31 protein-coding genes are annotated in these 26426 nt (G+C 52.9%); 11 read left to right on the forward strand and 20 right to left on the reverse strand.

The features are described from left to right. Positions 1 to 43: 43 nt before the first annotated feature. Positions 44 to 1111: a TrmB family transcriptional regulator gene (locus MOV14_RS03235; protein ID WP_318537801.1), complete on the forward strand. Its 1068-nt coding sequence runs from the start codon at positions 44 to 46 to the stop codon at positions 1109 to 1111. A gap of 2 nt (positions 1112 to 1113) precedes the next feature. Here the strand turns inward: MOV14_RS03235 and MOV14_RS03240 are convergent, their stop codons facing one another. Genes MOV14_RS03240 through MOV14_RS03260 form a run of 5 tightly spaced genes read right to left on the reverse strand, consistent with a single transcriptional unit; the run spans position 1114 to position 5650 of the window. Then, positions 1114 to 2769 (reverse strand): TIGR04190 family B12-binding domain/radical SAM domain protein, encoded by a 1656-nt coding sequence (locus MOV14_RS03240; RefSeq protein ID WP_318537802.1) that lies wholly within the window; start codon positions 2767 to 2769, stop codon positions 1114 to 1116. Positions 2770 to 2808: 39 nt separating this feature from the next. Continuing rightward, positions 2809 to 3438, reverse strand: coding sequence for a LysE family translocator (locus MOV14_RS03245; protein WP_318537803.1), 630 nt, complete (start codon positions 3436 to 3438; stop codon positions 2809 to 2811). 57 nt (positions 3439 to 3495) lie between these two features. Continuing rightward, positions 3496 to 4563, reverse strand: coding sequence for a TIGR04084 family radical SAM/SPASM domain-containing protein (locus MOV14_RS03250; protein ID WP_318538122.1), 1068 nt, complete (start codon positions 4561 to 4563; stop codon positions 3496 to 3498). Positions 4564 to 4607: 44 nt separating this feature from the next. Then, positions 4608 to 5342, reverse strand: coding sequence for a hypothetical protein (locus MOV14_RS03255; RefSeq protein WP_318537804.1), 735 nt, complete (start codon positions 5340 to 5342; stop codon positions 4608 to 4610). Between the two features lie 44 nt (positions 5343 to 5386). Continuing rightward, entirely contained in the window at positions 5387 to 5650 is a 264-nt protein-coding gene (locus MOV14_RS03260; RefSeq protein ID WP_318537805.1) for a hypothetical protein, read from the reverse strand. 67 nt (positions 5651 to 5717) lie between these two features. Here MOV14_RS03260 and MOV14_RS03265 point away from each other — a divergent pair, with 67 nt between their 5' ends. After that, a complete protein-coding gene (locus tag MOV14_RS03265) occupies positions 5718 to 6590 on the forward strand; it encodes an NAD(P)-dependent oxidoreductase (protein WP_318537806.1) in 873 nt (290 codons plus the stop codon). Here the strand turns inward: MOV14_RS03265 and MOV14_RS03270 are convergent. The 5 genes from MOV14_RS03270 to MOV14_RS03290 form a co-directional block, all read right to left on the reverse strand. Then, entirely contained in the window at positions 6582 to 7568 is a 987-nt protein-coding gene (locus MOV14_RS03270) for a hypothetical protein (RefSeq protein WP_318537807.1), read from the reverse strand. The genes MOV14_RS03265 and MOV14_RS03270 overlap by 9 nt on opposite strands. Positions 7569 to 7652: 84 nt before the next feature. Continuing rightward, positions 7653 to 8486 (reverse strand): hypothetical protein, encoded by an 834-nt coding sequence (locus MOV14_RS03275; protein ID WP_318537808.1) that lies wholly within the window; start codon positions 8484 to 8486, stop codon positions 7653 to 7655. Next, the gene (locus tag MOV14_RS03280; protein ID WP_318537809.1) at positions 8486 to 9292 is read right to left on the reverse strand and encodes a hypothetical protein; all 807 of its coding nucleotides are present in this window, start codon (positions 9290 to 9292) and stop codon (positions 8486 to 8488) included. The genes MOV14_RS03275 and MOV14_RS03280 overlap by 1 nt, the downstream gene beginning before the upstream one ends. A 4-nt stretch (positions 9293 to 9296) precedes the next feature. Next, entirely contained in the window at positions 9297 to 9800 is a 504-nt protein-coding gene (locus MOV14_RS03285; RefSeq protein ID WP_318538123.1) for a Rab family GTPase, read from the reverse strand. Positions 9801 to 9923: 123 nt separating this feature from the next. Continuing rightward, on the reverse strand, positions 9924 to 11036 hold the full coding sequence (locus MOV14_RS03290; RefSeq protein ID WP_318537810.1) for a pyridoxal phosphate-dependent aminotransferase: 1113 nt from the start codon (positions 11034 to 11036) through the stop codon (positions 9924 to 9926). 221 nt (positions 11037 to 11257) lie between these two features. Here MOV14_RS03290 and MOV14_RS03295 point away from each other — a divergent pair, with 221 nt between their 5' ends. Then, a complete protein-coding gene (locus tag MOV14_RS03295) occupies positions 11258 to 11743 on the forward strand; it encodes a hypothetical protein (protein ID WP_318537811.1) in 486 nt (161 codons plus the stop codon). On the opposite strand, the gene MOV14_RS03300 is transcribed toward MOV14_RS03295, so the two are convergent. Together MOV14_RS03300 and MOV14_RS09950 are read right to left on the reverse strand one after the other, a co-directional pair. Continuing rightward, a complete protein-coding gene (locus MOV14_RS03300; RefSeq protein WP_318537812.1) occupies positions 11740 to 12033 on the reverse strand; it encodes a hypothetical protein in 294 nt (97 codons plus the stop codon). The genes MOV14_RS03295 and MOV14_RS03300 overlap by 4 nt on opposite strands. 29 nt (positions 12034 to 12062) lie before the next feature. Continuing rightward, positions 12063 to 12197 carry a hypothetical protein gene (locus MOV14_RS09950; RefSeq protein WP_326403751.1) on the reverse strand — a complete coding sequence of 45 codons (135 nt, stop codon included), beginning with the start codon at positions 12195 to 12197 and terminating at the stop codon, positions 12063 to 12065. Between the two features lie 130 nt (positions 12198 to 12327). Here MOV14_RS09950 and glmS point away from each other — a divergent pair, with 130 nt between their 5' ends. From glmS to MOV14_RS03320, 4 genes are read left to right on the forward strand one after another with little or no spacing between them, the layout of a single operon-like run. Next, the gene (gene glmS / locus MOV14_RS03305) at positions 12328 to 14145 is read left to right on the forward strand and encodes a glutamine--fructose-6-phosphate transaminase (isomerizing) (RefSeq protein WP_318537813.1); all 1818 of its coding nucleotides are present in this window, start codon (positions 12328 to 12330) and stop codon (positions 14143 to 14145) included. 3 nt (positions 14146 to 14148) lie between these two features. Beyond that, on the forward strand, positions 14149 to 15327 hold the full coding sequence (locus MOV14_RS03310) for an NDP-sugar synthase (RefSeq protein WP_318537814.1): 1179 nt from the start codon (positions 14149 to 14151) through the stop codon (positions 15325 to 15327). Between the two features lie 2 nt (positions 15328 to 15329). Further along, positions 15330 to 16439 carry a glycosyltransferase gene (locus MOV14_RS03315; protein WP_318537815.1) on the forward strand — a complete coding sequence of 370 codons (1110 nt, stop codon included), beginning with the start codon at positions 15330 to 15332 and terminating at the stop codon, positions 16437 to 16439. Between the two features lie 32 nt (positions 16440 to 16471). Further along, positions 16472 to 17329 (forward strand): nicotinamide mononucleotide deamidase-related protein, encoded by an 858-nt coding sequence (locus MOV14_RS03320; RefSeq protein WP_318537816.1) that lies wholly within the window; start codon positions 16472 to 16474, stop codon positions 17327 to 17329. 251 nt (positions 17330 to 17580) lie between these two features. On the opposite strand, the gene MOV14_RS03325 is transcribed toward MOV14_RS03320, so the two are convergent. The 4 genes from MOV14_RS03325 to MOV14_RS03340 all read right to left on the reverse strand — a co-directional run bounded on the left by MOV14_RS03325 (position 17581) and on the right by MOV14_RS03340 (position 19633). Continuing rightward, entirely contained in the window at positions 17581 to 17910 is a 330-nt protein-coding gene (locus MOV14_RS03325) for a hypothetical protein (protein WP_318537817.1), read from the reverse strand. A 9-nt stretch (positions 17911 to 17919) separates the two neighbouring features. Next, positions 17920 to 18903, reverse strand: coding sequence for an SPFH domain-containing protein (locus tag MOV14_RS03330; RefSeq protein WP_318537818.1), 984 nt, complete (start codon positions 18901 to 18903; stop codon positions 17920 to 17922). A gap of 2 nt (positions 18904 to 18905) precedes the next feature. Continuing rightward, positions 18906 to 19403 (reverse strand): hypothetical protein, encoded by a 498-nt coding sequence (locus MOV14_RS03335; RefSeq protein WP_318537819.1) that lies wholly within the window; start codon positions 19401 to 19403, stop codon positions 18906 to 18908. Positions 19404 to 19468: 65 nt separating this feature from the next. Next, on the reverse strand, positions 19469 to 19633 hold the full coding sequence (locus tag MOV14_RS03340; RefSeq protein WP_318537820.1) for a DUF5679 domain-containing protein: 165 nt from the start codon (positions 19631 to 19633) through the stop codon (positions 19469 to 19471). Positions 19634 to 19918: 285 nt separating this feature from the next. Here MOV14_RS03340 and MOV14_RS10010 point away from each other — a divergent pair, with 285 nt between their 5' ends. Further along, positions 19919 to 20197: a transcriptional regulator gene (locus tag MOV14_RS10010; RefSeq protein WP_442786692.1), complete on the forward strand. Its 279-nt coding sequence runs from the start codon at positions 19919 to 19921 to the stop codon at positions 20195 to 20197. Here MOV14_RS10010 and MOV14_RS03345 read toward each other — a convergent pair. From MOV14_RS03345 to MOV14_RS03355, 3 genes are read right to left on the reverse strand one after another with little or no spacing between them, the layout of a single operon-like run. Beyond that, a complete protein-coding gene (locus MOV14_RS03345; protein ID WP_318537821.1) occupies positions 20145 to 21575 on the reverse strand; it encodes a UbiD family decarboxylase in 1431 nt (476 codons plus the stop codon). The genes MOV14_RS10010 and MOV14_RS03345 overlap by 53 nt on opposite strands. 24 nt (positions 21576 to 21599) lie before the next feature. Beyond that, on the reverse strand, positions 21600 to 22019 hold the full coding sequence (locus tag MOV14_RS03350) for a DUF2153 domain-containing protein (RefSeq protein WP_318537822.1): 420 nt from the start codon (positions 22017 to 22019) through the stop codon (positions 21600 to 21602). A gap of 49 nt (positions 22020 to 22068) precedes the next feature. Continuing rightward, positions 22069 to 23601, reverse strand: coding sequence for an AMP phosphorylase (locus MOV14_RS03355; RefSeq protein WP_318537823.1), 1533 nt, complete (start codon positions 23599 to 23601; stop codon positions 22069 to 22071). 99 nt (positions 23602 to 23700) lie between these two features. Between MOV14_RS03355 and MOV14_RS03360 the strand changes: the two genes are divergently transcribed. The 3 genes from MOV14_RS03360 to MOV14_RS03370 are packed head-to-tail and all read left to right on the forward strand — an operon-like array spanning position 23701 to position 26219. Beyond that, positions 23701 to 25539 carry an aldehyde ferredoxin oxidoreductase family protein gene (locus MOV14_RS03360; protein ID WP_318537824.1) on the forward strand — a complete coding sequence of 613 codons (1839 nt, stop codon included), beginning with the start codon at positions 23701 to 23703 and terminating at the stop codon, positions 25537 to 25539. Between the two features lie 6 nt (positions 25540 to 25545). Further along, complete coding sequence (locus MOV14_RS03365; RefSeq protein ID WP_318537825.1) at positions 25546 to 25782, forward strand: MoaD/ThiS family protein; 237 nt, start codon at positions 25546 to 25548, stop codon at positions 25780 to 25782. 41 nt (positions 25783 to 25823) lie between these two features. Beyond that, complete coding sequence (locus tag MOV14_RS03370; RefSeq protein ID WP_318537826.1) at positions 25824 to 26219, forward strand: hypothetical protein; 396 nt, start codon at positions 25824 to 25826, stop codon at positions 26217 to 26219. On the opposite strand, the gene MOV14_RS03375 is transcribed toward MOV14_RS03370, so the two are convergent. Beyond that, positions 26220 to 26426: CTP-dependent riboflavin kinase (locus tag MOV14_RS03375; protein ID WP_318537827.1), on the reverse strand; the 207-nt coding region annotated here is incomplete at its 5' end. It lies immediately after the preceding gene.

The raw sequence follows: 26426 nt of genomic DNA on the forward strand, positions 1-26426 counted from the left end.
AGTATTAATATCTGTACTGGGGATTCTTTTCGGCGAGATAAGGATGACCGAGGGAGCTGTTGAGGGACCCACCCCGGGTTCCCCCAGAGACAGTGCTATTCAACTATTGAAAATGCTCGGGCTCACCGGGCTAGAGGCCGAGCTGTACCTTATACTTCTCGAGAAAGGGCCGCTCAGCGCTCCGGAAATCTCGGACTACCTTGTCAGGCATAGGCCTCAGATTCACGTGGCGCTTACGAGGCTTTCCTCTAAGGGTTATATAGAGGAGCTTGGGGGGAGGCCCAAGAAGTACCGTGCGGTGAAGCCTGAGATCCTGCTGAGCATGTTCATGAAGGAGTTTGACGGGTTGGCGAAGAGAGCTCTCGAGTACATGAAGAGCATTTCGAGGCCTACACCCGAGGAAAGGTTCGGTGTCTGGATTATCCGAGAGCCCGAGGTTGCAAAGAACAGGATGGCTGAGATGCTGGACGAGGCGAAGATCGACGCGCTGGTAATGGGGGACATTAAGTTCATACACCTCTTGAGCGACAAGATAGAAGACGCGATTAAGAGGGGGGTGAGCGTTTACGTTCTCTCGTACGCCCTGGGTGAGAGGGGAGCCAAGTTTATAGTGGAGGACATGCCCTTCCTGAGGAAGCTGAGGGTGGCGATTTCCGGAGATATTGTCGTTGTTGTCGACTCGGGCTTGGGCGGCGTGTTAAAGGCTAGGCCCACTCTACCCATGAGGCATGGGTTCCTCATTGAAGAGAGAACGCTCGTCGACTACCTCTCCCATGACTTCGTGAACAGGTGGGTCAGCGCGAGGGTTGTCGTCGATGAGAAGTGGGATTTTCCCCTGAAGTTCACCTTCCACAGGATGGCTTTGTACGAGACGAGACGCATGCTCTTGGAGGATAAGAAGCTCAGGCTGAAAGCCAGAGGGTATGAAGTGGATACGGGTGCGAGAGTGGAGGTGGAGGGCAGAATAGTAGACGCTGTTTTAGATCTTCCGGCCGGCTACGCTCACTTTAAAGTGGATACGGGGAGCGGGGTTTTGAGGGTTGGAGGTTTGGATGCGATCGTCGAGGAAGTAGCCGGAGAGTACTTTGAGATTCACGAGGAGAAGACTTGAGGCTAGAGACCGATCTTGCACTTCAGAATTTCGGCTATGGACCTTGCTGTAAGATAGCTGATCGCCAGGCGCTTTGCCGGATAGAGCTCCTCCTCCTTCAATGTCTCCTTAGAATCTAATCCGTACTTAGGCGTTCCCTTTCTAGCGTTGCTAATCGACTCCACCACACTGTTATAGTACTCCTCGTCGATGATTCCCGCGGTGAACTTAGCCCTCGTGAGAGCTTCAACGGCATTGTAGGTAGCTTCCGCTATGTCTCTCCTCGTCATACACTCCGTCTCGTAGTTCAGCATCCCGTACCACTTTTCTGCCAAGAGCAGCTGGCGGTGCTGCTCAAGGGTGTGCGCTAGGATCCTGTACCCGTACTTCTGAGGCGAGTGAAATGCCGGGCTACCGGGGTCCACAAAGGGTGCGAGCGGCGCGACGAAAGCATCGAGCGTTTCCTTCCCGATCTCGTGCAGTTCCAGGTAGAAGTTCCCCAGGCCTTTCACGTTCTCAGGTGTCTGCAAGGGAAGGCCCACCATGAAGTAGGTGTCTAGGCGCTCGAACCCCAGCTCTCTAACGTTCTTCACGAGCTTCTTGATAGCGTCGTTTCCGTAAGGCCTCCCGTAATTTCTTCTGACTCTCTCGTCGTGCGACTCAGGGGAGATCTGGAGGTACACCTTGTCGCCGGCTCGGCGGTAGAGCTCTAGCACATCGCGGGTTGGAGGCGTGAAGAACTCGAAGAAGATCTCTACGTCGCTCTTCTCCTGGCTTAGGAGCAACGTGAGCTCCTCTATGTACTTCCTGCCTAGGGGCTGAAGATCGTTAACGAAGAAGATAGGGGCTTTCAGCCTCTCGGTTATTTCACGGAACTCGTCGACCAGCGTTTTTGGACTCTTCACGCCGAGCCCTTTCCGGTGGAACAGCACCCTGTACGTGAAATTACTTCCGCCGCACCCCAGGCAGTTAAACGGGCATCCTTTGTACGTGATCACTGCTGTAACAGGATGCTTGAGGAACGAGCTCCACGGGAGAGAGTTCCTCAGGCCGCTACGCACCATCACCCTTAGGACTACGCTGTAGTCGGGCTTAATGTCGTCGAGCTCTAGGGGCACGTACCTAATACCCGTGTAACGTATTCTGCCGTTCTCGCGGAACGCTAAGTTAGGTACTTCCCTGAGCCTTGCCGCGTCGCCTTTCTCGAGAGCCTCCACGAGCTCGTAGAATACCGGCTCCGTCGTGTCCCCGAGGACGACGAAGTCTATAAAGCTGTACTTTTCGAGTATTTCCCGCCAGTAGTAGGTCGCGGAAAGGCCACCCACCACTATTGGGGCGCCGTGGATCTCTTTCAGCATTCTCGCAAGCTCTATCGTACCGTGGGCGTGGACGAGCCAGTGCAGGTCCAGTCCGTAAACCTTGGCTTTTATCGCTTTGAGGAGGCGAGGCACGTCGAGCGACGGCTCGTTCACCATTCTAGCCGCAACGTTGTAGATCCCCGTTTTAACCCCCCTCTTCTCGAGGTACGAGGCCAGGTAGAAGAAGCCGGCGGGGTACATATCGAACACTGGTTTTGAGGGTATAACGTCGCTTATGGGTCCATAGTGGACGTATTTCAGTTGTCTGAAGTCGTACACGCTCGGGGCGTGAATTAGGGCTACATCTTCGACGCGAGGCATACTCAAGCGCGTAATCTACCTGGAAAAACTATATCTAATTTATGTAAGAGCCTCTGATAGAAAAACAAAGGCATAAAGCACCATTAGCAGCAGTAACAGCAGTTGGATGGCCCTGGAGAGGGTGCGCAAGGTAGAGAGCCCCTTTTGCGCCGCGAGGGCTACAAAAGACAGCCACGCGAAGTCCATCCACACGTGAACCGGGTAGTAGGAAATCGCGCTTATCAGGCCGAACGAGGAGTCCATAACGTCGGATATCATTTTCACCCCAATGGTGGCCCACCAAGCTAAGAAGTAGGGGTTAAGCGCTGTGAATGTGAAGCCGACGGCTATGGGTCCCGCACCCGAGAATTTCACTCCGCTCACCTTACTATCCGAGCTGCCTTTGGATAAGTCGCGCAGACCCAGGTACACGAAGTAGAGGATCACGAGGCCTCCAACGCCTGAAACGATCTTCTTTACCTCTTTTGCCTGAAGCAGATGGTAAGCCCCTAGGCTCAGCAGGAGGTATAGGGGGAGCTCGAAAAGCATGTGCCCCAGTGCCGCGAGAAAGCCGTATTTCCACCCGCCCTGCCTTCCTCCCAGCAGGGCCGCGAAGGTTAAGGGACCCGGCGACAGGGCACCGCTCGCCGTAAGGGAAACCACCTCGATGGCTGCGGAGAGGGTGAACATTACCCTTGACCCGCGGGCACTGTTTTTTAAGCTTGCGCCCCGAAAACTGGATACTTTTCAGGGTATGACTTCCACTGTGTTGTTGAAAGGGGGGTACAGGAGGTCGCCGCTTTTAATGAGGCCCCTGTCAAGCGCTGAGAGCAACAGGGGTATCGATGCTAGCACTATGTTCACGAGCTCCTTTGTAGCCTTGCACACAGCCTGGAAGCCCTCGTCCCCCCAGTATCTCTCGATGTACGCGTAGAGACATCGCCCACCGCAAAACCTGAAATAAGGGCACCGTATGCAAGGCTCCTGTATCCAAGCATTCTTAAGCATGAAACCCCTCTCCAGCCTTCCCAACTCCGCCCACCGCTCCTCAACCGCTATCGGACAGGCGGTTATTCTCCCATCTGTTAGAACTGAGACCGAGTTCACGCCGGACCCACAGGGCGGGGCTGGGTACACGTTCCCAAAGATGACCTGTGAGGCTATTGCCTTGAAGGGCGCTATTCCCAGAACCCTGCCCTTTCTGATCTCCAGAATCCACGCCCTCATCAGCTTCCTCAATCCTGGGAGGTAGCTCTCATCCCTCCACCTCTCGAAGCTATTCCACCGGTCGCTCCAAACAACATCAAGCTGCCAGTGGACGTGGCTGAAGAGGTTCAGCTCAAGCAAGTGCTTGACGTCCTCGTATATGTCTGTGTCCTCCGTAACCGTCATGCGCGCCACAAGGTCGCCTTGAAAGCCGATTTCTCGGAGGTGCTTGGCGGCTTCAATGACCCTCTGGTAAACACCTTGCCCTCTATGCCTGTCCGTGGTGCTGGGCCTACCATCGATCGATAGAAGAACGGTGTCGAACCTCAACCAGTAGTCATCTGGGAGAAGTTTGTAGAGTGTGCCGTTAGTCTGTATGACGAAGTGCTTCGCGCGGACGTTGTCCATAACCCACTTTATGAAGCGGGAGTTGAGGAGGGGTTCCCCGCCGTAGAATGCCACGGTTGCGTCGGGGTCCCTCTCAACTAACTTTTTGAGACTTTCAGGGTTATAGGAGATGCTCCAAGGCACCTTCCTAGGCGGAAAACTTCCACCGCAGTAGTCACACTTAAGATTGCATCTTCCCGTCGTGAACACGATGTAGAGCACGAGAGCCAAACTTCTCGGCTGTTTTAAAACTTAACCGGGAAGTGTTAGGGGGATACGCTGAGCCTCGGCGGGTAGCTATCAGCCTGCTGCCACGATTTTCCCTCGGATAACACGAGAATGTAGTAACCTTTTAACCTGAACGATGAGGGTTCTCGCGGGCAGAACTCGTGGATGCCGTGGCCAAAACCTGTTACGGAGTATACGGGTGTCCCTGGCATCGAGAGATAGTCTGCAACCACTCTCGCCTCGTACGCCGATGGAGGGTAAGTGTATACTTCAAAGGACGTGCAGTTCCCCGACTTTACCTCGAAACTTCTCCACCCTGCCCACACGAAGGGCATTTTCTCAAACCCCGTTTGAATCTCGTCCTCCCGCGTGAAGTTCAGCACGTGAATTCCAAGTAGATGGGCTGGGAGGGGATCCGGAGCCCAGCTACAGACGACCTTGCAACCTCCCCCGCTAGGGAGCATGTCTGTATGAGCCCTAAAACGTAGTATATTAACAATCCTGGGCATGAGCGTCACGTTGGATAGGGTTGCGCGAAAACTGCTTCCATTAGGGCAGAGGGCTGTTAAAGCGAGCCCGCCCAGCCTAACGGGGAGGAAGTAGTCATTAGGGAAGTATAAGGTAACTTCGATTGAGTAGTTACTGGGACCCGTCTTGTTAACTCTAGAAATCTCGATGTAAGCTGGTTGCACAGAGAATATTACGTAGAGCTCGACCACCTCATATAGTACAAGTATAAAGAAGAGGGATAGGAGGATATGTTTTAGCTTCATCGCAGTTAAGTTATCCTGATTTTTTGATTAAAAACCCTTACCTGCTAAAACCTAGAGATAAGGTCCTCTATGCACGAAACGAAGCGCTCGTACTTCTCGCACTTTAGCACTGTGAGGCCTGGGGTGTCTTCGTACTTTAATCTAAGCTCTACGAGCTTACCCCCTTCCTGGTGGAAACGTATCTTAGCTTTCCTGTAGCTTGAAGATACTTCTAGCACGTACTCCCCTTCTTCTACAGTGCGCCTGGTCGAGTAGCCTTTCTCCTGTAGGCTCTTCTCAATGATCTCTAGGGCTTTCACCGGCTCCATTCAAGCCACCTCGCTAACTTGATTATAGTGAAACTTATATAATTACCCTCCTAATCCTCCTTTTGCTATGCAGAAAGTGGCTTTTCTCGGAACGGGGCTGATGGGCTACAATATGGCTAGGCGCCTCGCCGAAAGCGGGTTCAGCGTAACGGCTTGGAATAGAACCTTGGAGAAAGCAATGCCCCTCGCGTCTCACGGAGTTAGGGTTGCGGCGGATATACGGGGCGCTGTTGAGGAAGCCGGAATTATAGCGATAATGGTATCCGATGACGAAGCCTCCGAGTCGGTCCTTGAGCAGGTTTTCGCCAGTGCACCTAAAGGGGCGTTAGTGGTGAATCACTCGACAGTTACCCCAATGCACTCGGGGAAAATGTTCCAGGAGGCGCGGAGAAGAGGACTTTTCTACGTTGCAATTCCCGTGATGGGGGGTCCTGCTGATGCGGCGCGCGGCGAGCTCGTCGGCATAGCTGGGGGTGATTTGGAGAAGCTTGAGGAGATTAAAGCTTACCGGGAGGCCTTGTTTAAGAGTTTACACTATGTGGGAGGTGTAGAGGAGGCGACGGCTGTTAAGCTCGCACTTAACAGCATCTATTTCTCCGCGATGATAGGGGTAGCTGAGGCACTGGTTCTGGCCGAGGCTTGGAGAGTTCACCCTCAAAAGCTCTTCGAAATAGCTGGGGACTTGTGGATTAAGCCTATAGTGGAAAGGTACGGGAGTAGGCTCTTGTCGGAGACATACCCCGTGAGCTTTAAGATGAGCCTCGCGGCTAAAGACATGAACTACGCGGTTCAATCTGGAGCCGAAAAAGGGTTCGCGCTACCTCACATAGCCGCCATGGCTCAAGCGCTTTTACTCGCCTCTAACAGCGGGGGGTTAGGGGAGGAGGATTACACTCGAATCTATAAGTTCCTGAGGGGATATAAGCTGGCCTCAAAGTAGGGCGATCTCGTACCACCTGTGCGCCTTTACCGCCAAGTAATCGACTATCCTCACAGGTGTGAGCAGAGCAATCCTTACGAGAAAGGCGGCTAGAGCCTCGGGCAGGCGTGCCTGCACTTCGCGAGGAACCCTACCGATGGCTATCTCAGCGTCTATACCGGACACGGCTTCAGGCGGCACGTTGTCGAAGCCTGTCAGACGGAACTTCTCATCGAAGTACCACCTGGCGTGCACTCTCCTCTGAGAGTTCTTAATCAAGACTACTCCCACGTACCCCTGTGACGGTTTTACAATCCTCTCGTCTATGTAAACTACGACTTTCTTCAAGCTCCTTCTGCCAACGACCTCGAGCTTGCGCCCTGAAATATACGATGCCAGGCTCTCAATCAGGGACTGCGGCGAGTGATGCCCATCGGAGAGCACCTGCTGAGGGATCTTCTCAACGGGGCGCTCGGAGAGAATCTCTAGTAACCTTCGCATGTTCTTCCCGTGCGCGAAGAGGTTCTCCCAGGGGGGTTGCCACCAGTAGTCGAAGCGCTCAAGCTCCTCAAGGTCAACCGATTTTTCATCTATGACTCTCAGATTCTGATCGAAGAGAAGCTCGGCCACTATGCTCGTTTTTGAGTCCTCGGTTTTTGCTATGAGGGCCGCGCCCCAGCTTCGCTTGCGGAGAAAGCTTCCGGGTAAGACAGCAAGTATCGACCCGGGGATTACCGGTTCCTTGTCAGAGTTCGCTGCAGCTTCTCGAACAGCTTCGATGAGAGTCTTAATCCTTCCGGGAAGGTATGCTTTACTCAGTTTTACTCTTCTCTCGTCGACGTACTGGGCGTTAAGGTAGGAAGCCGCGACCTCGCCAGCAGCGCCTCCCACGACGATGACCTCCTCGGATTTTAGGCTGAAGCCCTCAGGGCACCTAATCTGCGCTCCATCAGAGTCGTAACACTTTACTGGTCTTAGCTCATCGTCCAGCAAAGCCACGGCTGGTGAACCCCCATCGGACACGAAAAGGGGAGCGGCAGGTGACCTCAAGGGCTCGGGCACGTAAAGGATATTCATGAAACCTTACCTCTTTACCGCCACAATCCCTGCGAAACCCTTATCCTTGCTAAGCCTGACTCCTGCGAACCGCCACCTCTGCAAGTCATCGACGAGCTGTTTGACATCAGGGTATGGCGGGACGTCCATCAAACTTAGGAGTGTTTTCATCCCCTCGCGCGCGTTCAAAGGTATGACGGCTGCGAACACCCCTCTCCTCTTCAGAGCAAGGGATGCTAGTGTCAGCATGCCCCTCCACCCCAGCTTCCAGCCTCCTATAGGGCCTACGAAGAGCATGTCAAGGGATTCTTTAAGCTTACTCACCTCCTGAACGTTCTCGAGGTTGACGATATCCAGGTTCATGGAGTAGCGACGGACGTACTCGTCTATTATTTCCCGAAATAGGGAGTTTTCGAAACTTGCCTTTTCTAACAGGAGAAACTGCTTCCCGCCAAGCCTGTCAGCCGTCTTCCCCAGCACCAGAGGTGTTACGTTGCTGACTTCACCGACAGCGGGTGAGGGGGGAATAGAGGCGGTGTTAAGTATCCAGTCGACTATTCTCTTCACAGGAAGTGCCTCGTAGAATAGCTCGTTCATAAAAACGTAGGGACGCCAGTCGCCGTCCCTGTGCGACTTCACTAGAGCAGTAACGGTGTATCTGAAGAGCTCTTGAAGCTGCTGGTCCTCTAGGGTTAGCGGGGTGGTTTTCAGCCTTTCATTCGCAGTAGCCACCAAGAAGGGGAGATCCACCTTTAAAACTTCAAGGGTCTCGAGCTTCGGGTGGTTGACTTCCTGGAGGGCGCGGATAGCCTCCGGCAGGATTAGCGTTAAAGCGTCGTAAACGGCTTCGTCTGAAGACATCACTCGATCACCAGGTCGATCACGCCCCGCCTGTATAATGATAGAACAGTCTCAGCGTACGAGAAGAGCACCTGGGGGGCCTCGGACCCTAGGATGTCGCTCACCTTTAACCCGCCGGATTCTATCACGCGTGACACGAAATTGCCGTTGTATTTCTCGTAGAGGATTGTGGGCCTGTACTTCTTCACCAGGAGAGACTCGGGCAACCTAGGCTTTATTGTGATCGTGGAGGCGTTGGCCACAAGCCAAAAAACTTGCTTTGCGTAGGTAAAGGGCTGCTCCTCCACCATTACGTCGAAGATGCGCAGAGTGTTTATGTAGTCTAGCGGTAGGGTGGAGTAGGAGTTCTCCAGAACATCTACCAAGAGCTCGAGCCAAGCCCGCACGTGGCTGTAGCTCACGTCCCGCTGAAAGTCCACTTCGAGGCTGGTATCAGGGGCAGAGACCTTGATGGAAGTGCTGATGCTTCGCGTCGAGTACACTAGCCTGAGGTTAAGCTTCCTCGACTCTATCACGAAGCCTGCGATGTTGCGTAGCCCTTTGACGTCTCTAAGAGGTATGCGGACCTCGTATAGACCCTTTTCCGGCGCTTGAAGAGCGGCGAAAACCCTCGTACCCCTCTCAGCCCCGTTGCTATCGAAGTATGCCACAAGCACGTGATCCGAGTGCGGTACAGCTACGCCGACCAGGCCAAGAGGGTTGCTCTTCGCCTCCTCGAGCAGCTCGCTGGTGAGCGTCACTGGAAAGACCTCGCCGCACTTGGGACACCTTGTTTTGACTGTTCTCACAGCGCTGACCTCGCTCATGTATTCACCTCTTTGCTAAAGCGGCCTTAACGAGCTCTAGGAACGGTTTCTCGACGCCCAGTTGCTGCTTAGCCGATACCTCGTAGTAGCCTATGAAGTTGTGTTTTCGCGCGTAGTCTTCAGCCAATTCCCTCGGAACTATCCTGTACTCCTCCAGATCCTTCTTGTTGCCGACTAACACTGCGGGAACGGGGCCCAGCACCTGCTCGGCTATCTTGCGCCAGTTTTCTATTTCCGCGAATGTCTCCTCCCGAGTTATATCGTAGACGTAAACCACGCCCCTGGCACCCCTCAGGAAAGCGGGGGCGAGGAAGCGGAAGCGGTGCTCTCCCCCAAGATCCCAGATCGCTACGCTTACCTCACCGATGCTGTCGAAGCTCAGCTTTCTAAAGAAGTGCTGTATACCTACGGTTATCCTCTCGCTCGCGTTAAACGGGTTGCCGGTGAAGACCCTAGCCAAGCTTGTCTTGCCGACGCCACCAGGGCCACAGAGCGAGATCTTAATCACGGCGTTCAAACCCCATCTGCGAAAACAATCAATACCAGGGATAAAAATTTATTCTTGGATTATTTGGAAAAGTTTCGCTACCAAAATAAAAATTCGTTCTCGAGTTATTCGGAAAAGTTTCGCTCACTCTGCAACCCAGGCTTTTATCCTCTCAATGCCCTTCTCTATATCCTCCTCTCTAACCGCGAAGGAGAACCTCAGATGGTTAACACCCGCCTCCTTGGGGAAAGCTGTTCCCGGCAGTACTACGACTCCCTTTTCCTCTAACAGCCTGTCTGCAAGCTCCCTCTCATTCTTGACGCCTTTCGCTCGTATAACTTCTGAGAAATCTGGGAAGATGTAGAATGCTCCTTCGGGTTTTATGACCTTCACACCTCTTATCGAGAGGAGCCTGCTGTATATAAGGTCGCGCCTACGCCTGTACTGATCCAGTATGGGCTTGAACCACTCGAGGCCGTCCCTTAGAGCCTTTGCCGCGGCTATCTGGGCGAAGGTTACAGGGCAAGAGTACATGTTGTTGGCGATAACGGAGAGCTTAGATATGAGCTCCCTGTTTGAAACGACGTACCCGAGCCTCCAGCCCGTCATCCCGAAAGTCTTCGAGAAGCCGTTGACGTAGTAGACGACTTCCCGCCAGTGGTCGGTCTGCAGTGTCGAGTAGTGAGAGCCCTCGTAGACAAAGTGGTCGTATATTTCATCCGATAGTACGACGAACCTCTTCTCATAGGCAAGCTCCACCAGCGCCTCGACATCCTTCCTGTCCATCGTGGAGCCCACGGGGTTTTCAGGGTAGTTTATGACTATCATCCTAGTCTTACTTGATACCAGTTTTTCCACGTCCTCGAAACGGATTTTGTAGTTGTTCCCGCTGTGCAGTCTCACGAACCTGGTTTTTGCGCCAACAAAGTTAGCTACCGACTCGTACAGCGGGTACGAGGGATCGGGGAGAATTACTTCGTCGCCCGGCTCCAAAAGGGCCAGCATGCCGATGAAGACAGCCGCTTTCGCCCCGGCCGTAACTGCAACCTCGTCTGGCTTAACGTCCAACCCGTACTTCTCGTTCAGGAAATCCGCAATACATTCCCTGAGCTCAGGCATACCGAGACTCGGACCGTAGCCGTTGTACCCGGCGTCCATGGCCTCCTTGGCATACGCTATAACGTTCGGCGGGGGTTGGAAATCTGGCTGCCCGATTCCGAAGGACACTACATCTACGCCTTTGCGCCTTAGCTCCATACTACGCGCCAGGTAAACGAAAGCTTCCTCGGCGCCTAGTCGGCTGGCAGAAGAGCTTACTCGCAGGATTGGGCTCGACACATTTACAGACTGAGCTTTCTACAATTTATTTCTTGTATGTCTCACTTTTTAGCCCTTTTACGCTAGCCACGTAACAAAGCATACGTTTTTGGGCTGATTTAATAAGTAAAAGTTTAAAAACTTTGCAGTGATGATTTAAATTGGATGTTGACATGGAGGACCTTGTAAGTAATGTTAACCTAGTGCTTAAGCTCATAGAAGACGGTATTAAGGAGAGAAAATTCCCCGAGGCCATGCGAACCTATATAGAGCAGCTTGGCCGGAACCTGAGGCAGTTTCTAGACGTGGTGGAGGTTAGTGCGCTTGCAAACACGATCCAGTCCCCTATTAGCCCCAGTTCAAGGGGAGCTATGTTCAACCTCAGGAAAGCCTTCTACGCGACGCTGTCCAGGCTGGTAAAGGAGCAAGGAGTTGACCGCAGTAAGAGCCTTGAGGAGTGGCGGAGAGTAGCTAGAAAGCTCATAGAAGAGATCGAGAGAAGAGGCATCACTGAGGCCCCGTGCAAGATCCTCTTGACATACGAGGTTGCAAGCGACGGCCAGTCGAAGTACATCTCCTTTAAGGATGCGAGGATCCTCTACTTCGACCTCGAAGGTATCATCAAAGTAGACTTGATGACAAGCTAAGCACCAGAAGCTCCTCGCTCTTCGTACGGAGAGTTCAGAGTAGTTGAGACCAGGCTCTTCGTTTCTGCTTCCCCGAGAATCAGCTCAGCCAGCTTAATGAAGGACTCAAAGTCTCCTCTGCGTCTAACTTCCTTAACTCGCTTCTTGTAGTAAGGGTGCTCGAAGACGAGCATTCTCGCCATTTCCTCGAAAACCTTCCTACCTTCACTGTTGAGCCTGTCCCCGGAGAAGTAATCGTACCTGTGGACGATTAGCTTCCTAGCAAGAGCCTTAACATCTCTACCAAACATCACTAACATTGAAAAAGTCAGAAAAAAGACTATTTTACCTTTACTAGGTAAACGCTTCCCATAGATTCAATCACAATCCCGGGAGGGGGTGCAACAACGCGCCTCACGCGGATCCTCTTCCCTGCAACCCTGCTCAGGAACTCCTCCATCGTTATTTCCTCCATGTGACCCAACCCACCACTTGTACTCTTATCCAGGGAGCTTCAATATGTTTTGCCGTAAAATAAGCTGGGCTTCAACCGTATGCAGATTGCTATACGTACAGCTTATTAACCCGCTTCTAGGAAGAGACCTGTGTGCGGGATCGTCGGGATCGTCGGCGACGGGATTAGGGCCGGACGGGTCCTAGGCGAGTGTCTGCGGAGGCTTGAGTACAGGGGTTACGACAGCGTAGGGGTAGCCACAATATCCGAGGGGAAAATAAGGGTGGTTAAAGGCGCTGGGAAAATCGACGAGGTTGACGCTAGGCTCTGCTTCTCGTGTCTTGAAGGGGGTGTGGGTATAGGCCACACGAGGTGGGCCACGCACGGACCCCCGACCGACGAAAACGCGCACCCCCACGTCGACTGCAAGGGTCGTATTGCTGTGGTCCACAACGGCATCATCGAGAACTACGTGGAGCTGAAGAGCGAACTGGAAAGGAAAGGCCACGTATTCCGGAGCCAGACGGACACCGAGGTAGTAGCCCACTTGATAGAGGAAAACGTTTCACAAGGCTACGAGCCTTTCTCGGCTTTCAAGAGGTCGGTCTCGAGGCTCAAGGGCAGTTACGCTCTGGCGGTCTTAATCCAAGACACACCCGACCGGATATACTTTGCTCGGAAGCACTCACCCCTGGTGATTGGGATCGGTGACGGGAGAGTCTTCCTGGCTTCGGACATACCGGCATTCCTAGAGTACACCAGGAGAGTAATCACACTTCTTGACGGTGAGCTCGGCTACATATCAAGGGATACCGTATACATCGAGCGGCTTAACGGGGAGGTTGTGGACCCTAGCAGTAGAGTCTTCACCGTCGACTGGACCCCTGAGTCTGCTCGCCGGGAGGGCTACCCCCACTTCATGCTTAAGGAGATCCACGAGCAACCACGCGTAATCAACGACACGGTGACTGGGTTCGGAGAGGACTACGAGAAGGGGGCCGATCTGCTTCACGGGAGCGACACGATCTTCATCACAGCAGCCGGAACAAGCTACCACGCCTCCTTGTTCTTCTCTCTTCTCACGGCCAAACTAGCTGGGAGAAGGGTAATTCCCTTTATATCCAGCGAGTACGAATCCTACGCGCACATAGCCGGCAGAGGAGATGTCCTTCTAGCGGTTTCTCAAAGCGGGGAGACTATAGACACGCTGATGGCTCTCAGGGCCTTTAAGGCCCGGGGCTGCCGGGTTGTTTCCCTGACGAACGTGGTCGGGAGTGTTATTTCACGAGAAAGTGACCAAGCGGTCTACATGAAGGCTGGACCGGAAATTGGTGTTGCAGCCACAAAAACCTTCACTACGCAGCTTACAGCCCTCACTTGGCTGGCATCGCTAGTAGCACGCAGGAGCGGTAGGCTCGATGAGGGAGACATTAGGAGCATTCGCGAGCGTTTAAGGGCGCTCCCAGATCTGGCCTCAGAGGTGATTATGAAGAACGAGGGTTGGGCTAAGCAGATGGGCAGGTTTATGTCGGTCAAGAGTAGCGCATATTATTTGAGCAGGGGTCTGGGGCTCCCGATAGCCCTAGAGGGGGCGCTGAAGTTGAAAGAGGTGGCTTATGTGCACGCCGAGGGATACCCTGCTGGTGAAAGCAAGCACGGCCCAATAGCTTTAGTCGAGCCGGGGTTTCCGGTGATATTTGTGTCGATCGAGAGTTATCTCGAGAAGAAGCTTCTCGGTAACGTGGAGGAAATGAAGGCCAGGGGGGCTTTCACTGTGGGAATTCTGCCGGAAGGCTCCGAGCTCGCTGAGAGAGTAGAGGACAGAGTTATTATTCCATCGCGGGATGAGCTCCTCCTGCCTGTTTTATCGGTTATTCCGCTTCAGCTCCTAGCGTACTACACGGCTGTCGAGAGGGGGGCTGATCCAGACAAGCCACGGAACCTCGCTAAGACCGTGACGGTGGAGTAGGGTATGAAGACGGTTGTTTTAACCGGTGGAAGGACTAACCGCATGCTTCCTCTGACCGACGGTTATCCAAGGGCGCTTCTGAGCATCATGGGCAAGCCCCTCTTCATGTATCCCTTGACCAGCGCGCTACGGGCAACAGGCGACAAGGCTATTGTTGTGACTTCGGAGGATGTCCCGATGGGCGAAATAGTCAGAAGCGTTAATGAGAGCGGCTACGCCGCCAGCGTCTCGGTTAGAGTTCAGCAATTACCCGGAATTGAGGGGGCGCTTTTGGCGGCCGCCGAGGCTTTGGAGGGGGATGAATGGTTCATGCTGGTGTACGGTGACGTAATAGTTGAGGAGGATGCATTTAGAAGAATCCTCGAGGTCCATAGAGGCGAGGAGAGGCCGAGCGTTCTTCTTGTCCCGAGACCTGATGTTCAAGCTTTCGGAGCGGCTTTCGTAAGGGAAAATCTCGTCACGAGGGTCGTTGAAAGCGTGTCAGGCAAGGAGACGAGCTACGTCGTTGGCGGTGCGTTCATTCTTCCATCGGAGTTTTTCGCGCTCCTGGAGAGGGGTTTAAAGTTTTTTGAGGCTCTTAACTACCTGATTGAGAAGATCGGAGTCTACGCAGCTTACTGGACCGGTGAGTGGGTTGCAGTAGACTACCCGTGGGACCTCATAAACGCGTTCTACAGCCTAACGAAAAGGAAGTGCGGCCTGTCCATTGCGGCTACGGCTAGGGTATCCCACACAGCTATCCTAGAGGGCTGCGTCATCGTCGATGCGGGAGCCACGATAGACCATTACGCGGTTCTTAAAGGACCCGTGTACGTGGGTAGAGGGGCGTTTGTCGGAAAAGGGGCGTTCGTGCGCGAGTACACCTCTATAGAGGAGCGCGCCGTGGTAGGCGCTCACACCGAGGTCAAGCGCAGTGTCATTCAACCGCAAGCGACTGTTGGGAGCTTTTCACTGATCACAGACAGCGTCATGGGGTACAGGAGCGTTGCAGAGCCACGGACAACGGTCCTTAGCGTGCTCCCCGACGATTACACTCTGAGCCGGGAGCTACCCCTCCAGGGGCTGATAGGTAAAAAGAAGAAGCTAGGTGTCTTCGTAGCCCCTCATGCACGTATCAAGGCTGGATCGGTAGTGGGTCCCGCTGTGAAGATCTACAGGGAGGGCAAGATTGAGGGCATTTAGCGATGCGAGATGTGGCCGTCATAGTCACAGCTTACCGGGACCCAGAAAACCTGTCTGAGATTCTGGACTTTTTCACTAAACACAGGGACCACCTGCTAAAAGAGGTCATCGTCAGCATCGATGAACCAGGTGAAGATCTACGCGGGCTCATCGATGTTTACCGTGATCGAGTCGTGTTTTTGGTGAGCGAGGCTAGAAGAGGAAAGGTGAGGGCTCTAAACGAAGCCCTATCTATTTCAACGGGGGAGATCGTCCTGTTTCTGGACAGTGACACGCGGATTAACGACCCCCTTTTTCTCGAGAAGCTAGTATCATTCATGGATAATGTCGACGTAGTTGAGATTAAGAAGGTCGCATGGGGGAACTCTCTTATAGGGAAACTAACGTACTACGATTACCTGGCCTTCGGGGTGGCCAGCTATATTTTCGACCGGCGAGTGGGGCTCTGCGCCGGGCTGAATGGAGCCGCATTCGCCTTCCGGCGCGCAGCACTGAAGGAGCTGGGAGGCTTCAAGAACACCGTTCTAGAGGACATGGACATTGGCTTCAGGAGCTTTTTCTTAGGTCTGCGTTACAGGTACTTTCACCAGTCAGCTGTAATGGTGGAAACTCCCACTGGCGTTCGCGATTGGGTTAATCAGAGGCTTAGGTGGTCTGTGGGGGCCTGGCTGTGGGTTAAAGAATACTTGCACGTGCTACCCAAAGCTAGCACCAAGTACTCTCTTGAGTCCGCTGCGGCGGTTCTCGTCATGTTTCCCTGGGTTTTGATCCTCCCAGCCATTTTGCTTTCACATGTTCCGTGGATCCTCGCTTTATCTCTCACACTATGGCATTTTGCTTTCAGCCTGCTTGCTTCTCTGCTCCCATTCGTTTACATTGTTGAAACTTTAGCGGCTTTTCTACCCCCTCAGGTGTTTTTCACGCTACCGTACTTTCTCGTCTACAGCTTAGCGGTGTGGTCGCTTTCTAGGAAAATAGGCTATGAAGTTAAGCTGCGCTGGCTTACCCTCTACTTCTTCCTCTACTCTCCCTTGTGGCTGTCCATGATGATTGCTGCATTTATAAGAGTGTTTGTCTTAAGGCGAGGTGACGTTAAGGGCTGGAAAATTTAATGAGGTGCTTTCTCTCTTGTTTCACGAGCGTGATGACGGAGGAGACGGCTGACTTGATGACGAATAGACTAGAGGCTGAGCCCCTGGACAAGCAGAACAGAGCGCTGATCATCAGCATCGGCAACGAGCTGCTCATCGGAAAAGTTCTGAACACTAATGCCCAGAGGATTTCTGAGGAACTGACAAAGCTGGGTTTTGTTGTCGATACAGCACTTACCGTGAGAGACAACGTTTTGAGCATCGCGGAGGCATTTCGTTACGCCCTCTTCAAGCCGGTTCATGTGGCTATATCCACGGGTGGCTTGGGACCCACCTTCGACGACATGACCGTAGAGGGGCTTGCCAGGGCGCTAAACCGGCCTTTGGTCCTCAACGAGCAAGCCTTGAAGATGATCAAGGAGAAGTACGCGGCGAAGGGGATGCCGCTAACGCCTGAAAGAGTTAAGATGGCTTACCTACCACTTGGGGCTCTCCCTCTCGCAAACCCTGCGGGGACGGCTCCAGGTGTGTATGTTAGAGTTCGTGGAACGCACATCTTTGTCTTACCGGGTCCTCCTAAAGAGGTTGAGGCTGTCTTTGAGAGCGGCGTTAAACCGATCTTGCAACGAATATTCAAGGCCGAAGAGTTTCTCGAGGCATTGTTCACGGTTCAAGGAATACCCGAGTCGGAGTTCGCCCCCGTTGTTAAAAGAGCTGTAAGGAGCTACCCTAGGGTTTACGTTAAAAGCCATCCTAAGGGAGTGGAGCTAGGCGCGCCTATCTTGGAAATACACCTCACGTCGTTTGGGGCATCCTCTAAGCGGGATTTAGCAGAGTGCTTCAACTTTCTAGTTTCCGAAGCTAAAAGGCTCGGAGGTAGTGTGAAGGTAAATATCGCACCTCCAGCCTAGAAGGCTTTTATCTCCTGAAGCCGACTCCTGCATCCTCAACGTTTTTCGCTTTTCCTCAGCAAGTAGGAGAAAAAATCTAGCTAACAAACAATAGCGGAGCTCCTGGCGCGGATAGAGCAGCGTGCTGAGCCCTTTGCACAGCGTGAAGAGGTGGTGAGGTGCCGAGGTAGCAAACACGGCACGCTGTAGGAGCTTGTGAAAAAGGCCTCAGTGGATGCGGTGATGGAATGGGTGTGCTAGGCGTGGACAGCCTAGAAGATTGAGTACTTTTTGTCTATAGCGTACGCTGATAGTGCGAGAGTAATTATAAAGATGCCTGCCCAGAAAGGCAGGGAGCTGTAGTGCCTCGACGCCTCAGAGATTAAACCTAACTCGGAGAAAAATAATCCCCAGAGAAGCAGGAACCCTCTCCTGGGGCACTTGGAATGGGGGCACCATGCGGTGAACGCGTTGAGTGCTATCGATAGCCCTAGCACTATGAGGATGCACGAGAAAATGCTGTAGCCGCTGATCGCACCTATCCCCACCGCTATTAAGAGTGCTCCCCAGAGAATTATAGAGAGTAGGAGCGGAAGGCGCACGCGCTACACCTAGGTGAACTGGTATCCGCAGTATGGGCAGAACCTGGCGTTGAGCGGGACGTCGTTGCCGCACTTCGGGCACTTTTTAGTTAGTGGAGTGCCACAGTTGTAGCAGAACCTCGCTCCCGGCGGGTTCAGGGTTCCGCACTTAGGGCACTGCATGCCTTGAAAGCTGGGTGGTTGAGCCTGTGCAGCTGGAGCTGCTGGAGCTTGTGCTGGCGTAGGCGTGGATAGAAGCGGGGGTATTATCACCATCCCTGTCCCAATTGAGGCTCCTGGTGATTTCCCAAGCTCCTGCGCAACACTTTTTACAGTATCCATCCTCAGAACCTCCGCTGGAGTGCCGGTTTGTGTAATCCAGAAGATCCTGTCACGGTACTCGGGCGTGGTGTCTAAACCCTCCATTTTCACGTCTATCAGCTCAAGCCCTATGCGCCTGAAAGGCTCGAGGAGGTCGAGCTTCAGCTCGGCTGTAACTTTGTCCACATTTGAGAACACTTCAGCTAGCTTGTACTTACTGAGCGACGCCATAGCGTTCTCTAGGAAGTACCCTCTCAGGAACTTATTGACGGACTCCGTGTCGAACGCTCTCTGGCCTCCGACAACTTCGACGACAAAGAGTTGCGGGTCTGAAACTCTGAACCAAAAACTACCGTAAAACTTGAGGGGGGCGAGATCTTGAGTTTGCGTTTGCCCGCCGAACTTCCCCTGAAACTGCTTCATGCTGATGAAGATGACTGTCGCCTTGAAGGGTGTCTCAGGGTATATGATGTTGTAAGCCTTCGAGAGTAGCGGTATGTTAAGTGTGGAGAGAACGTGCCTCCCGGGTCCGAGAACATCGTAGGCTTTCCCATCCCTGAAGAACACAGCAACCTGGTGCTCTTCAACTATGACTACTGACCCTAGCTGGATGTCGTCGTTCGGGTACCTCCATACTATGTCGTCTGGAGAAGGGTTAACCCACCTGATTACCTGCAGAGAGCCCTTCGACACCGCTAAGCCACCCCACCCCTGAGTACGTCCTCCCGTGCTTTGATGTCGTCTTCCAGTTGCCTGACCAAGTCTATTGTCGAGTTAAGCTTCTCCATGAATTCCTGCGGGTCGGTCAACGTTGACAGTTCGAGGATGCGCTCCATTATCCTCGAAGCCCCTGACACGAGCTTGTAGTCGTACTCTAGTAAGCGCTGAAGCTCCGTCTCACCTATCTTCACTCGATCAAATAGGCCTGAGTAACCGTACGTTGCGTGCTTCACCATCTGAGAGGCTTTCATCAGCTCGAGCCTTAAATCGTCGAGCCTCAGAGCTATCGATATGTTCTTCTTCCTCATAACGGTAATTAACCTCTCTACCTTTACGCGCGCATCATCCAAGATGGAGGCGACCTTTCTCCGAACGAGAGCATCATCCTCTCGAAGAAGCTCTTTCTGCTTGTAACCGCGGAAGCCCGGGATCAGCATCTCAAGCTTCTCGAGGAGTGCCAAGTCCTTGCTCATCTAAACCATCACGGGGTAGATGAGAAAAAATTACGTTATATTTTTGATGGTATCCCTACGTCTCCTTACTGCTTAACTCTGCCTACAAACCTGTAGACAGTGGTGCCGCAGTAGGGGCAGGTGCCCTTGTAGGCAAGCCTGCCGTTCTTAAGCGTGACCTGCTGAGGGTTCTTCATTTCAACCTGCTTGCGGCACTTAACGCAGTAGGCCATTATTTTCTGGTGTGACATTGGTTTTTCACCATGTGTAGTGTCTAAAGGGAGGTATATATTCTTTACGCGGTCAAAATCTCTTATTTTATTTTATGGTTCAGAATGCAGCGTTATTTGTAAAAAGAGATTTCTTTATCCAATAGATGTCGGTAGCTTATTTTGAACAGAGAATTTATTGTGGCAAAAGCCTTTTCCCTGTAACAATCCTTTTATTGCCGGTGTCATACAATCAGTACATAGGTGTTAGGCGTGCAAGCCCCCTGTGAAAGCATAAGCAGGAAGCTGCTTCCCAGCGTAAGAGGGATGATAGTCAAGTACATGTATGAGGAGGTCGGCTTGACTCAGCTTCAAATAGCCCGCGCTTTGGGAGTTAGCCAATCGAGCATTAGCCGGTACATTAACCGGCAACGCGGGGCTTGGTCCACGGCGAGCATCCCAGAGCTCGAAGACAAGGTTAGGGAGATAGCCCAACTACTGCTAGAGAGTAAGGTAAAGAAAGAAGATGTTCTGTGCGAAATTTGCAAATATATCAGGACTGCGCATCCCGAAGTTCTTGAGAAAGTCTCGCGTATAACTCGGTGAGCTTAGCAACATCTTTAACCCCCTCGATGTAGTCGTTAATGCTGTTCTCGAGTGTTGCGCTCGTAGCATCTACTATGATCCTAGTTTTTCTCTCACTTCTTAGAACATCATCTAGAGGCGTGGCGCTTGCGGCTAGGATGCTTCCGTGTTGTAAACTCGAGATCAGGTAGGTTAGCACTCTGCTGTCATCCTTCATGCTTTCTAAGCATCGTGTTCCGCACTTCAAAACCACGACTGTGTCGAGGTAGGGGTTCACGTTGATTGAGAAGAGAAGGCCGCCAACCTCGAGCGCGGAAACTGACTGTGATCCATCCAGGGCGACGATCATTGTCCTGTACGCATCGCTTGCGATATACTTCACCCCGATAACGCTCGGGATGTGCTGCTGGATGAACTCTAGGAGAAGCTTCTCCTCGATTTCCTTGAGCGACGCCACATCGCTTAGCAGGGGGTTTGTTATTGAAGTGTAGAAAAGTGCAGAGGGCTTGTACAGCAACGTCTTAGCGCGCACGACGGGCATGGGAGAGCCCCCATACAGTCGCAGATCCTCGTAGAGCATTTTCCCCTCCGGTCTAACGTCCCCTGGGACGAGCTCACCGGTGATTATCATTTCCGCCTCAGCGGGCACGTACATGCCGTTGTCCAGCCTCATCAGCTCTAGCGGTAATCCCGAAAGCTCACCTGCGAGCATGTACTTGTCTACCCATGGAATCCAGTTGATCCCAGCGGCGAGCTGCAGGTATGGTGGTGCACCTACAACCACCGATACGTTTAGCGTGCCCCCACGTCGTGCTACATCCTCGATTAGCCTATAAGCCCTAGTACGGTGAGGGATATGAATGAGCAGAGTTTTTTCATCCACAACCTGGACTGGCTGCGAGAACACCTCTAGGGTTCCCGCTTCCCTATCTTGAAAAACGACCACAGGGTTCTTTATAACCGGGAACTCCTCACCCACGTGATGCCGCAACGCAGGGAGCTCTGTTAGATCCAGGTCAAAGGAGGTTGACTGCAGGAAGCCTTTAGCTGAGTCCCGTATCCTAGGTAGGACATCTGCTAGCCACGCCAGTGAAGCCAGCTTGCTAAGTTTCGAAGCATGGTCCGCCGGGAATTGAGCGAATAGGGTCAGCCAACGCCTAAACCTTTCGCGAAGGCCGTCGACGTCCTCTTTAAACACTAGTTGTGCCTTACCGTAGTAAACGTTGGTTATAAGGTGGAAGCTTTTCTCCTGTACATTGCTGAAGAGCAGTGCTTTAACGGTACTCTCTGCCAACCTTGAGGCAAGCCACGGTATCTCGTAGTCTGGCGAAAGAGGCGCGTCTACCTCAGCCAGCAACCCTTCTGCCTTAAGAGCTTTGACGGTATCCGGAAAGCTCAAGAGCTGCACCCGTGAGTAGCTTAGCTAGTAGCTTATGTGGAACCTGTCTTCGCGTCTCGACTCCTCTCTAGGAGCATAGAGTATTGGGTTCAGCTTGCCACTCTCGGCCAGACTGAGAAGCATGTCACGAAACTCGGAGGTGTGCTTAATGTCGAGTTCCAGCAGGCTTTTAAGGATCTCCCAAGTTTTCCTCTGGATATCTAGAAGCATCTCCCTCGGCATGTGTCCAATTATGAATGGATCCTGAAGCCATTTGTCAAAAGCTTCTATGGTTTTAATCATGTGGGCGAACGCGGCGCGGGTTGCAAGTATCAGCTCCAGTCTGTCAGCGTTTTCAAGCTCCCGCTCGATCGACTTCGCTGAATCTAGGAACGTTTTCTGAGCCTCAACCCAGCTTGTGAGATTGTTGGCGAACAGCTTTATGAAGTCACTCACGTTTACCACTCTAGCGTTTAAGGTGGGTTTGAGGCATAAAAACTTGCTGTGCCTTAGGTCACCGCTCCAGCAGGGGCCTCGATGGTGTAAAGCTCACTTTCTCGAGCAGCATCTTCCTGCCCGCTATCTTACCTATGCCTACAGCCTTTGAGGTCTCAAGGAGTCTTTCAACGGCTTGGAGCTTCGCAGAGCTGTACGAGTAAACTGTGAACAGAGGATCCCCAGGCTTGACTCTATCCCCTATTTTCACGTGAAGCAAGACGCCTGCTCCCTTGTCTATCGGTGCGCCGGCCATCTTGCCCACCAGGGCTATAGTGGGGTTGTCAATGAAGTAGACGAAGCCATCCTCCTCCGAGTAGATTGTAAGAGTTTTGTCTCCGAGCGGTATATCCTCAGGCTTCACCTCGGGGTTCCCTCCCTGCGCCTCTATAATTTGCCTGAACTTCTTCTCGGCTTTTCCAGTCCTAAGTGCCTCGAAAGCTATTTCGTAGCCGTTCTGTATTCCAACCATTTCAAGGAGGGTTCCAGCCAGACTGACAGCTTTATCCACAAGGTCTAAGGGCTTGAGTGAGCTTAAAGCCTGTAGCGCTTCTCTGGCCTCCAGAGCAGGCCCCACAGCGTAGCCCACGGGCTCCTCAGCGTACGTTGAAACAGCCTGAATCTTTATGCCCAGCATGGAGCCGAGCTCGATGAAGTCGTAGGATATCCTGCGCGCTTCTTCTAGCGTCCGTGCCTTCGTGCCCCTACCCGTTGGGACATCAAGAACAACGTGCGTCGACCCTACAGCCAGCTTTTTCGCCAGTATCGAGGGTACGAAGAACGGGTCGATTCCTAGAGGGTACTCCACTCTGATTATGATGTCGTCGGCGGGAGCGAGGTTGAGGGCTCCGCCCCAAACAATGCACCCGTTAGTCTTCTCTATCACCCGGGTCATCTCCTCTATTGAAAGGTTTACAGGGGCTATAGCCTCCATCCGGTCTGCGGTTCCAGCAGGCGAGGTTATCGCTCTTGAAGAGGTTTTCGGGATGGTGAAGCCCAGGGAGGCTATTATGGGCACCACTAGGAGGCTTGTCTTGTCACCTGGAACTCCGCCTAGGCTGTGCTTGTCGAGGATCGTGGGCCTGTTGAGCGAGAGGCGCCGGCCCGTCTCAACCATCGCCACAGTCAGGTTGTACGCCTCATCAATCGACATGCCCTGAAAGTGTATCGCCGTAACCAAGGCTGCTATCTCAACCTCACTGAGAACGCCGCCAACTATGTCCTGCATCAGCTGCTTGGCCTCCTCGAAAGTTATCTTACCTCTTGCAAGCTTCTTACGAATGACATTCAGTGACCTGGGGGGCTCCGTGGGCTCAACCTGCACGATCTCTCCCTCGTTTACCTGAAGAATCCGGGAGACGTTCAAGTATATCCCGATGGAATCTGAGGGGAACTCCTTAGCGATCGTCACTGTAGCTATCACTTCGTGCGACCTGGAGACAACTCGAACTCTGTCGTTAGGCCTTAAGTCGAGCTTCTTTGCTACAGACTGGTCTAGGACAATGGTGTAGTGTGCGCTCTCGTAAGGGAGGATAACGACTTTAAGATCCACGAAAAACCACCGGGGGGTTATCCCTTCGCCTTATCTCTATATAAGCTTTTCTGAGTAATTTTTAACTTTAAGTACCGTAACGATTTCTTCGAGGTAAAGATGAAGGGGTGGAATGGTAAGATTCTGTGGATTGACCTCACTTCAAAGAGTGTGAAGATCCAAGAGTATGATGGAGACTTTGCTAAGACGTACATTGGTGGAAGGGGCTTCGCTGTTAGGCTACTCTGGGACCACCTAGCGCCCGGAACCGATCCCCTTTCTCCAGACAACATCCTTGTTATAGCTACAGGGCCGTTGACCGGCTTACCCGGTCCCAGTACGGGTAAGCTTGTCGTGGCGGCAAAAAGCCCGCTCACCCACGGGTACGGTGACGGGAACATAGGTAGCAAGGCCGCCGTTTACCTGAGATACTCTGGTTACGACGCTGTAGCGATCACCGGGAAAGCGGAGAAGCCAACGTACGTTCATGTCTCTGATGGAAAAGTTGAGTTCCTCGCTGCGGACGACCTTTGGGGGAAAGACACTTTCACTAGTGAGCGCTCGCTCGTCAAAAGGCATGGGAGAAACTCAGGTATACTCGTTATTGGCCCTGCGGGGGAGAACCTCGTTAAACTCGCGACGATAATATCCCAAGAGGGAAGAAGCGGGGGCAGACCAGGCATCGGCGCTGTAATGGGGAGTAAGAACCTGAAGGCAGTGGTGTTTACAGGCGAAAGAGCTCCAGAGCTCTACGACGAGGACAAGTATAGGAGACTGGCCGCTAGGGCTTACGCGGAAATTAAGGAGAAACCGGCATATTCGTTTTGGATGAGGCAAGGCACCATGATGACTGTTCAGTGGTCTCAGGCGAACAGCGTTTTACCCACATACAACTTCAACGAGGGGGTTTTCGATGAGAGTGAGAAAATAGACGGCAACGCTATGGAGAGGATGAAAGTTGGTCAGAGGGGCTGTCCTAACTGCAACATGACGTGTGGAAACTACATTTACGACGACAAAGGTGAGGTCTCGGAGCTCGACTACGAGAACGTGGCGATGCTCGGGTCCAACATCGGGCTGGGAGACCTCAGGAGGGTCGCACGGCTTAACAGGCTTGCGGATATGTGGGGTATCGACACAATCGGCCTAGGGTCTGTCCTTGCCTTCGCCGCCGAAGCGAGCGAGAAGAAGCTGATCAAGGAGAACGTCGAGTGGGGTGACTTTGACCGGTTCGTGAGCCTCTCCGAGGACATTGTGTATAGGCGCCCCGGCCTTGGTGAGGTCCTCGCTGAGGGCGTTGAGCACGCCTCCCGCACTATCGGAGGAGAGGACCTGGCTGTTCACGTTAAGGGGCTCAGCGTTTCCGCGTACGACTGCCACACAGCACCGGCTATGGCGTTATCGTACGGCGTTAGCTCTATAGGCGCGCACCACAAGGATGCTTGGGTAATCTCGTGGGAAGTGTCTCACGGGCGCTTCGAGTATACGCGAGCAAAGGCAGAGAGAGTTTTCGAGCTTCAGAGGATTAGAGGGGGGTTGTTCGAGGTACTCGTGTCCTGCAGGTTGCCGTGGGTTGAGGTCGGGCTTGAGCTCGACTGGTACATCAATCTGTTCAACGCCGCCACTGGCCTTAAGTGGAGGCTCGAGGATTTCATGGTCGTTTCCGAGCGTGTACTCAACCTTATTAGAGCCTTCTGGGTGCGCGAGTACGTAGCCGAGGGTAAACGGTGGAGTAGAGCGCTAGACTACCCACCGAGCAAGTGGTTCACCAGGCCCCTGACTAAAGGACCATTTAAGGGCGCCAGGCTCGACGCTCAACGGTACGATGAGATGCTTGGTGCTTATTACAACCTCATTGGCTGGGACCACCGTGGGATTCCAAGGGCTTCGACGCTCGAGAGGCTGGGTTTGAGCGACGTGAGAGACAAGCTTGGGAAATGGGTCGACCTGACTCAATGATCAGGTATGGGTAAGGTTAAGGTTTACTACTTTGGATTTCTGACGGAGCTGTCGGGGAAAGAGTTCGAGGAGGTCGAACTTCCTAGCGCTGATAAAGTGAGGCTACGAGACGTAGTTTGTGATGAAGTGAAACCTCTGCTAGATAGGCTGGTAATCTTAGTGAACGACATTTCGGTAAACCCTGACTATTGGTTAAAGCCCGGCGACACTGTTAAGCTTCTGCCACACATCGGAGGAGGCTGAGATATGCTTAATAAGGACACAGCTCATCACCCTTCAACGTAATGAGAGAGAGTTGCTCGGGCCTCTTAGCCCTTGTGGTCCTGAAGCTCAGTGAGAAGCTCAGCTTGACGAGCGGACAGGTGGCGGTTGCCGCAGAGCTGTTAGCACGAGAGAAATTCCAAGGCAAAAAATCCGCCTCAGTAACCGAGTCGATAAACGCTGTTTTAGCGAGCATTGGCCTCCAGGGAGAAGTTGAGGTGAGAGATGAAGTCTACGATGTGAAAGTGCTGGGAGAGAAGAGCTGTCCCCTAAAAAAGCTGTGCCCCTTGCCTTTCTACGTTGCGTCAGGCACGCGTATCCTTTCAGGAGCGAAGGTCTACCCTGTGTGGGAGAATGGGCAGGTTGTGCACGAGGAAAATAACCTCTGCGTGTTCAGACTAAAGCCGGTGAAAGCTTAGCTAGACCATTATCTCTACTTCGACCGCATCGCCGTCGCGGAGCCTCAGCTCATCCCGCAATCTAATGGGTGCGATGAGCTCCAGAATCTCAGGTCCATGCTTCGTTTTCTCGATATCCAGGGCGCCGCCGTAAACACTTATGCTGTTGCCGACTATAGTAGCCCTGTAAACCCTCACGCTACAGAAATCGCGGCCGTCAACCTGTAA

Source organism: Infirmifilum sp. NZ (assembly GCF_022693705.1).
Classification (GTDB): domain Archaea; phylum Thermoproteota; class Thermoprotei; order Thermofilales; family Thermofilaceae; genus Thermofilum.

Bases quoted from the DNA above. Each gene is read 5' to 3' on its own strand.
- MOV14_RS03315 (WP_318537815.1), top strand. From the start codon at position 15,330: ATGCGAGATGTGGCCGTCATAGTCACAGCTTACCGGGACCCAGAAAAC.
- MOV14_RS03290 (WP_318537810.1), bottom strand. From the start codon at position 11,036: ATGGAGCTAAGGCGCAAAGGCGTAGATGTAGTGTCCTTCGGAATCGGG.
- MOV14_RS03340 (WP_318537820.1), bottom strand. From the start codon at position 19,633: ATGTCACACCAGAAAATAATGGCCTACTGCGTTAAGTGCCGCAAGCAG.
- MOV14_RS03280 (WP_318537809.1), bottom strand. From the start codon at position 9,292: ATGAGCGAGGTCAGCGCTGTGAGAACAGTCAAAACAAGGTGTCCCAAG.
- MOV14_RS03300 (WP_318537812.1), bottom strand. From the start codon at position 12,033: ATGTTTGGTAGAGATGTTAAGGCTCTTGCTAGGAAGCTAATCGTCCAC.
- MOV14_RS03260 (WP_318537805.1), bottom strand. From the start codon at position 5,650: ATGGAGCCGGTGAAAGCCCTAGAGATCATTGAGAAGAGCCTACAGGAG.
- MOV14_RS03240 (WP_318537802.1), bottom strand. From the start codon at position 2,769: ATGCCTCGCGTCGAAGATGTAGCCCTAATTCACGCCCCGAGCGTGTAC.
- MOV14_RS03235 (WP_318537801.1), top strand. From the start codon at position 44: ATGACCGAGGGAGCTGTTGAGGGACCCACCCCGGGTTCCCCCAGAGAC.
- MOV14_RS03275 (WP_318537808.1), bottom strand. From the start codon at position 8,486: ATGTCTTCAGACGAAGCCGTTTACGACGCTTTAACGCTAATCCTGCCG.
- MOV14_RS09950 (WP_326403751.1), bottom strand. From the start codon at position 12,197: ATGGAGGAAATAACGATGGAGGAGTTCCTGAGCAGGGTTGCAGGGAAG.
- MOV14_RS03255 (WP_318537804.1), bottom strand. From the start codon at position 5,342: ATGAAGCTAAAACATATCCTCCTATCCCTCTTCTTTATACTTGTACTA.
- MOV14_RS03370 (WP_318537826.1), top strand. From the start codon at position 25,824: ATGAGAGAGAGTTGCTCGGGCCTCTTAGCCCTTGTGGTCCTGAAGCTC.
- MOV14_RS03310 (WP_318537814.1), top strand. From the start codon at position 14,149: ATGAAGACGGTTGTTTTAACCGGTGGAAGGACTAACCGCATGCTTCCT.
- MOV14_RS03335 (WP_318537819.1), bottom strand. From the start codon at position 19,403: ATGAGCAAGGACTTGGCACTCCTCGAGAAGCTTGAGATGCTGATCCCG.
- MOV14_RS03320 (WP_318537816.1), top strand. From the start codon at position 16,472: ATGACGGAGGAGACGGCTGACTTGATGACGAATAGACTAGAGGCTGAG.
- MOV14_RS10010 (WP_442786692.1), top strand. From the start codon at position 19,919: ATGATAGTCAAGTACATGTATGAGGAGGTCGGCTTGACTCAGCTTCAA.
- MOV14_RS03360 (WP_318537824.1), top strand. From the start codon at position 23,701: ATGAAGGGGTGGAATGGTAAGATTCTGTGGATTGACCTCACTTCAAAG.
- MOV14_RS03365 (WP_318537825.1), top strand. From the start codon at position 25,546: ATGGGTAAGGTTAAGGTTTACTACTTTGGATTTCTGACGGAGCTGTCG.
- MOV14_RS03265 (WP_318537806.1), top strand. From the start codon at position 5,718: ATGCAGAAAGTGGCTTTTCTCGGAACGGGGCTGATGGGCTACAATATG.
- MOV14_RS03245 (WP_318537803.1), bottom strand. From the start codon at position 3,438: ATGTTCACCCTCTCCGCAGCCATCGAGGTGGTTTCCCTTACGGCGAGC.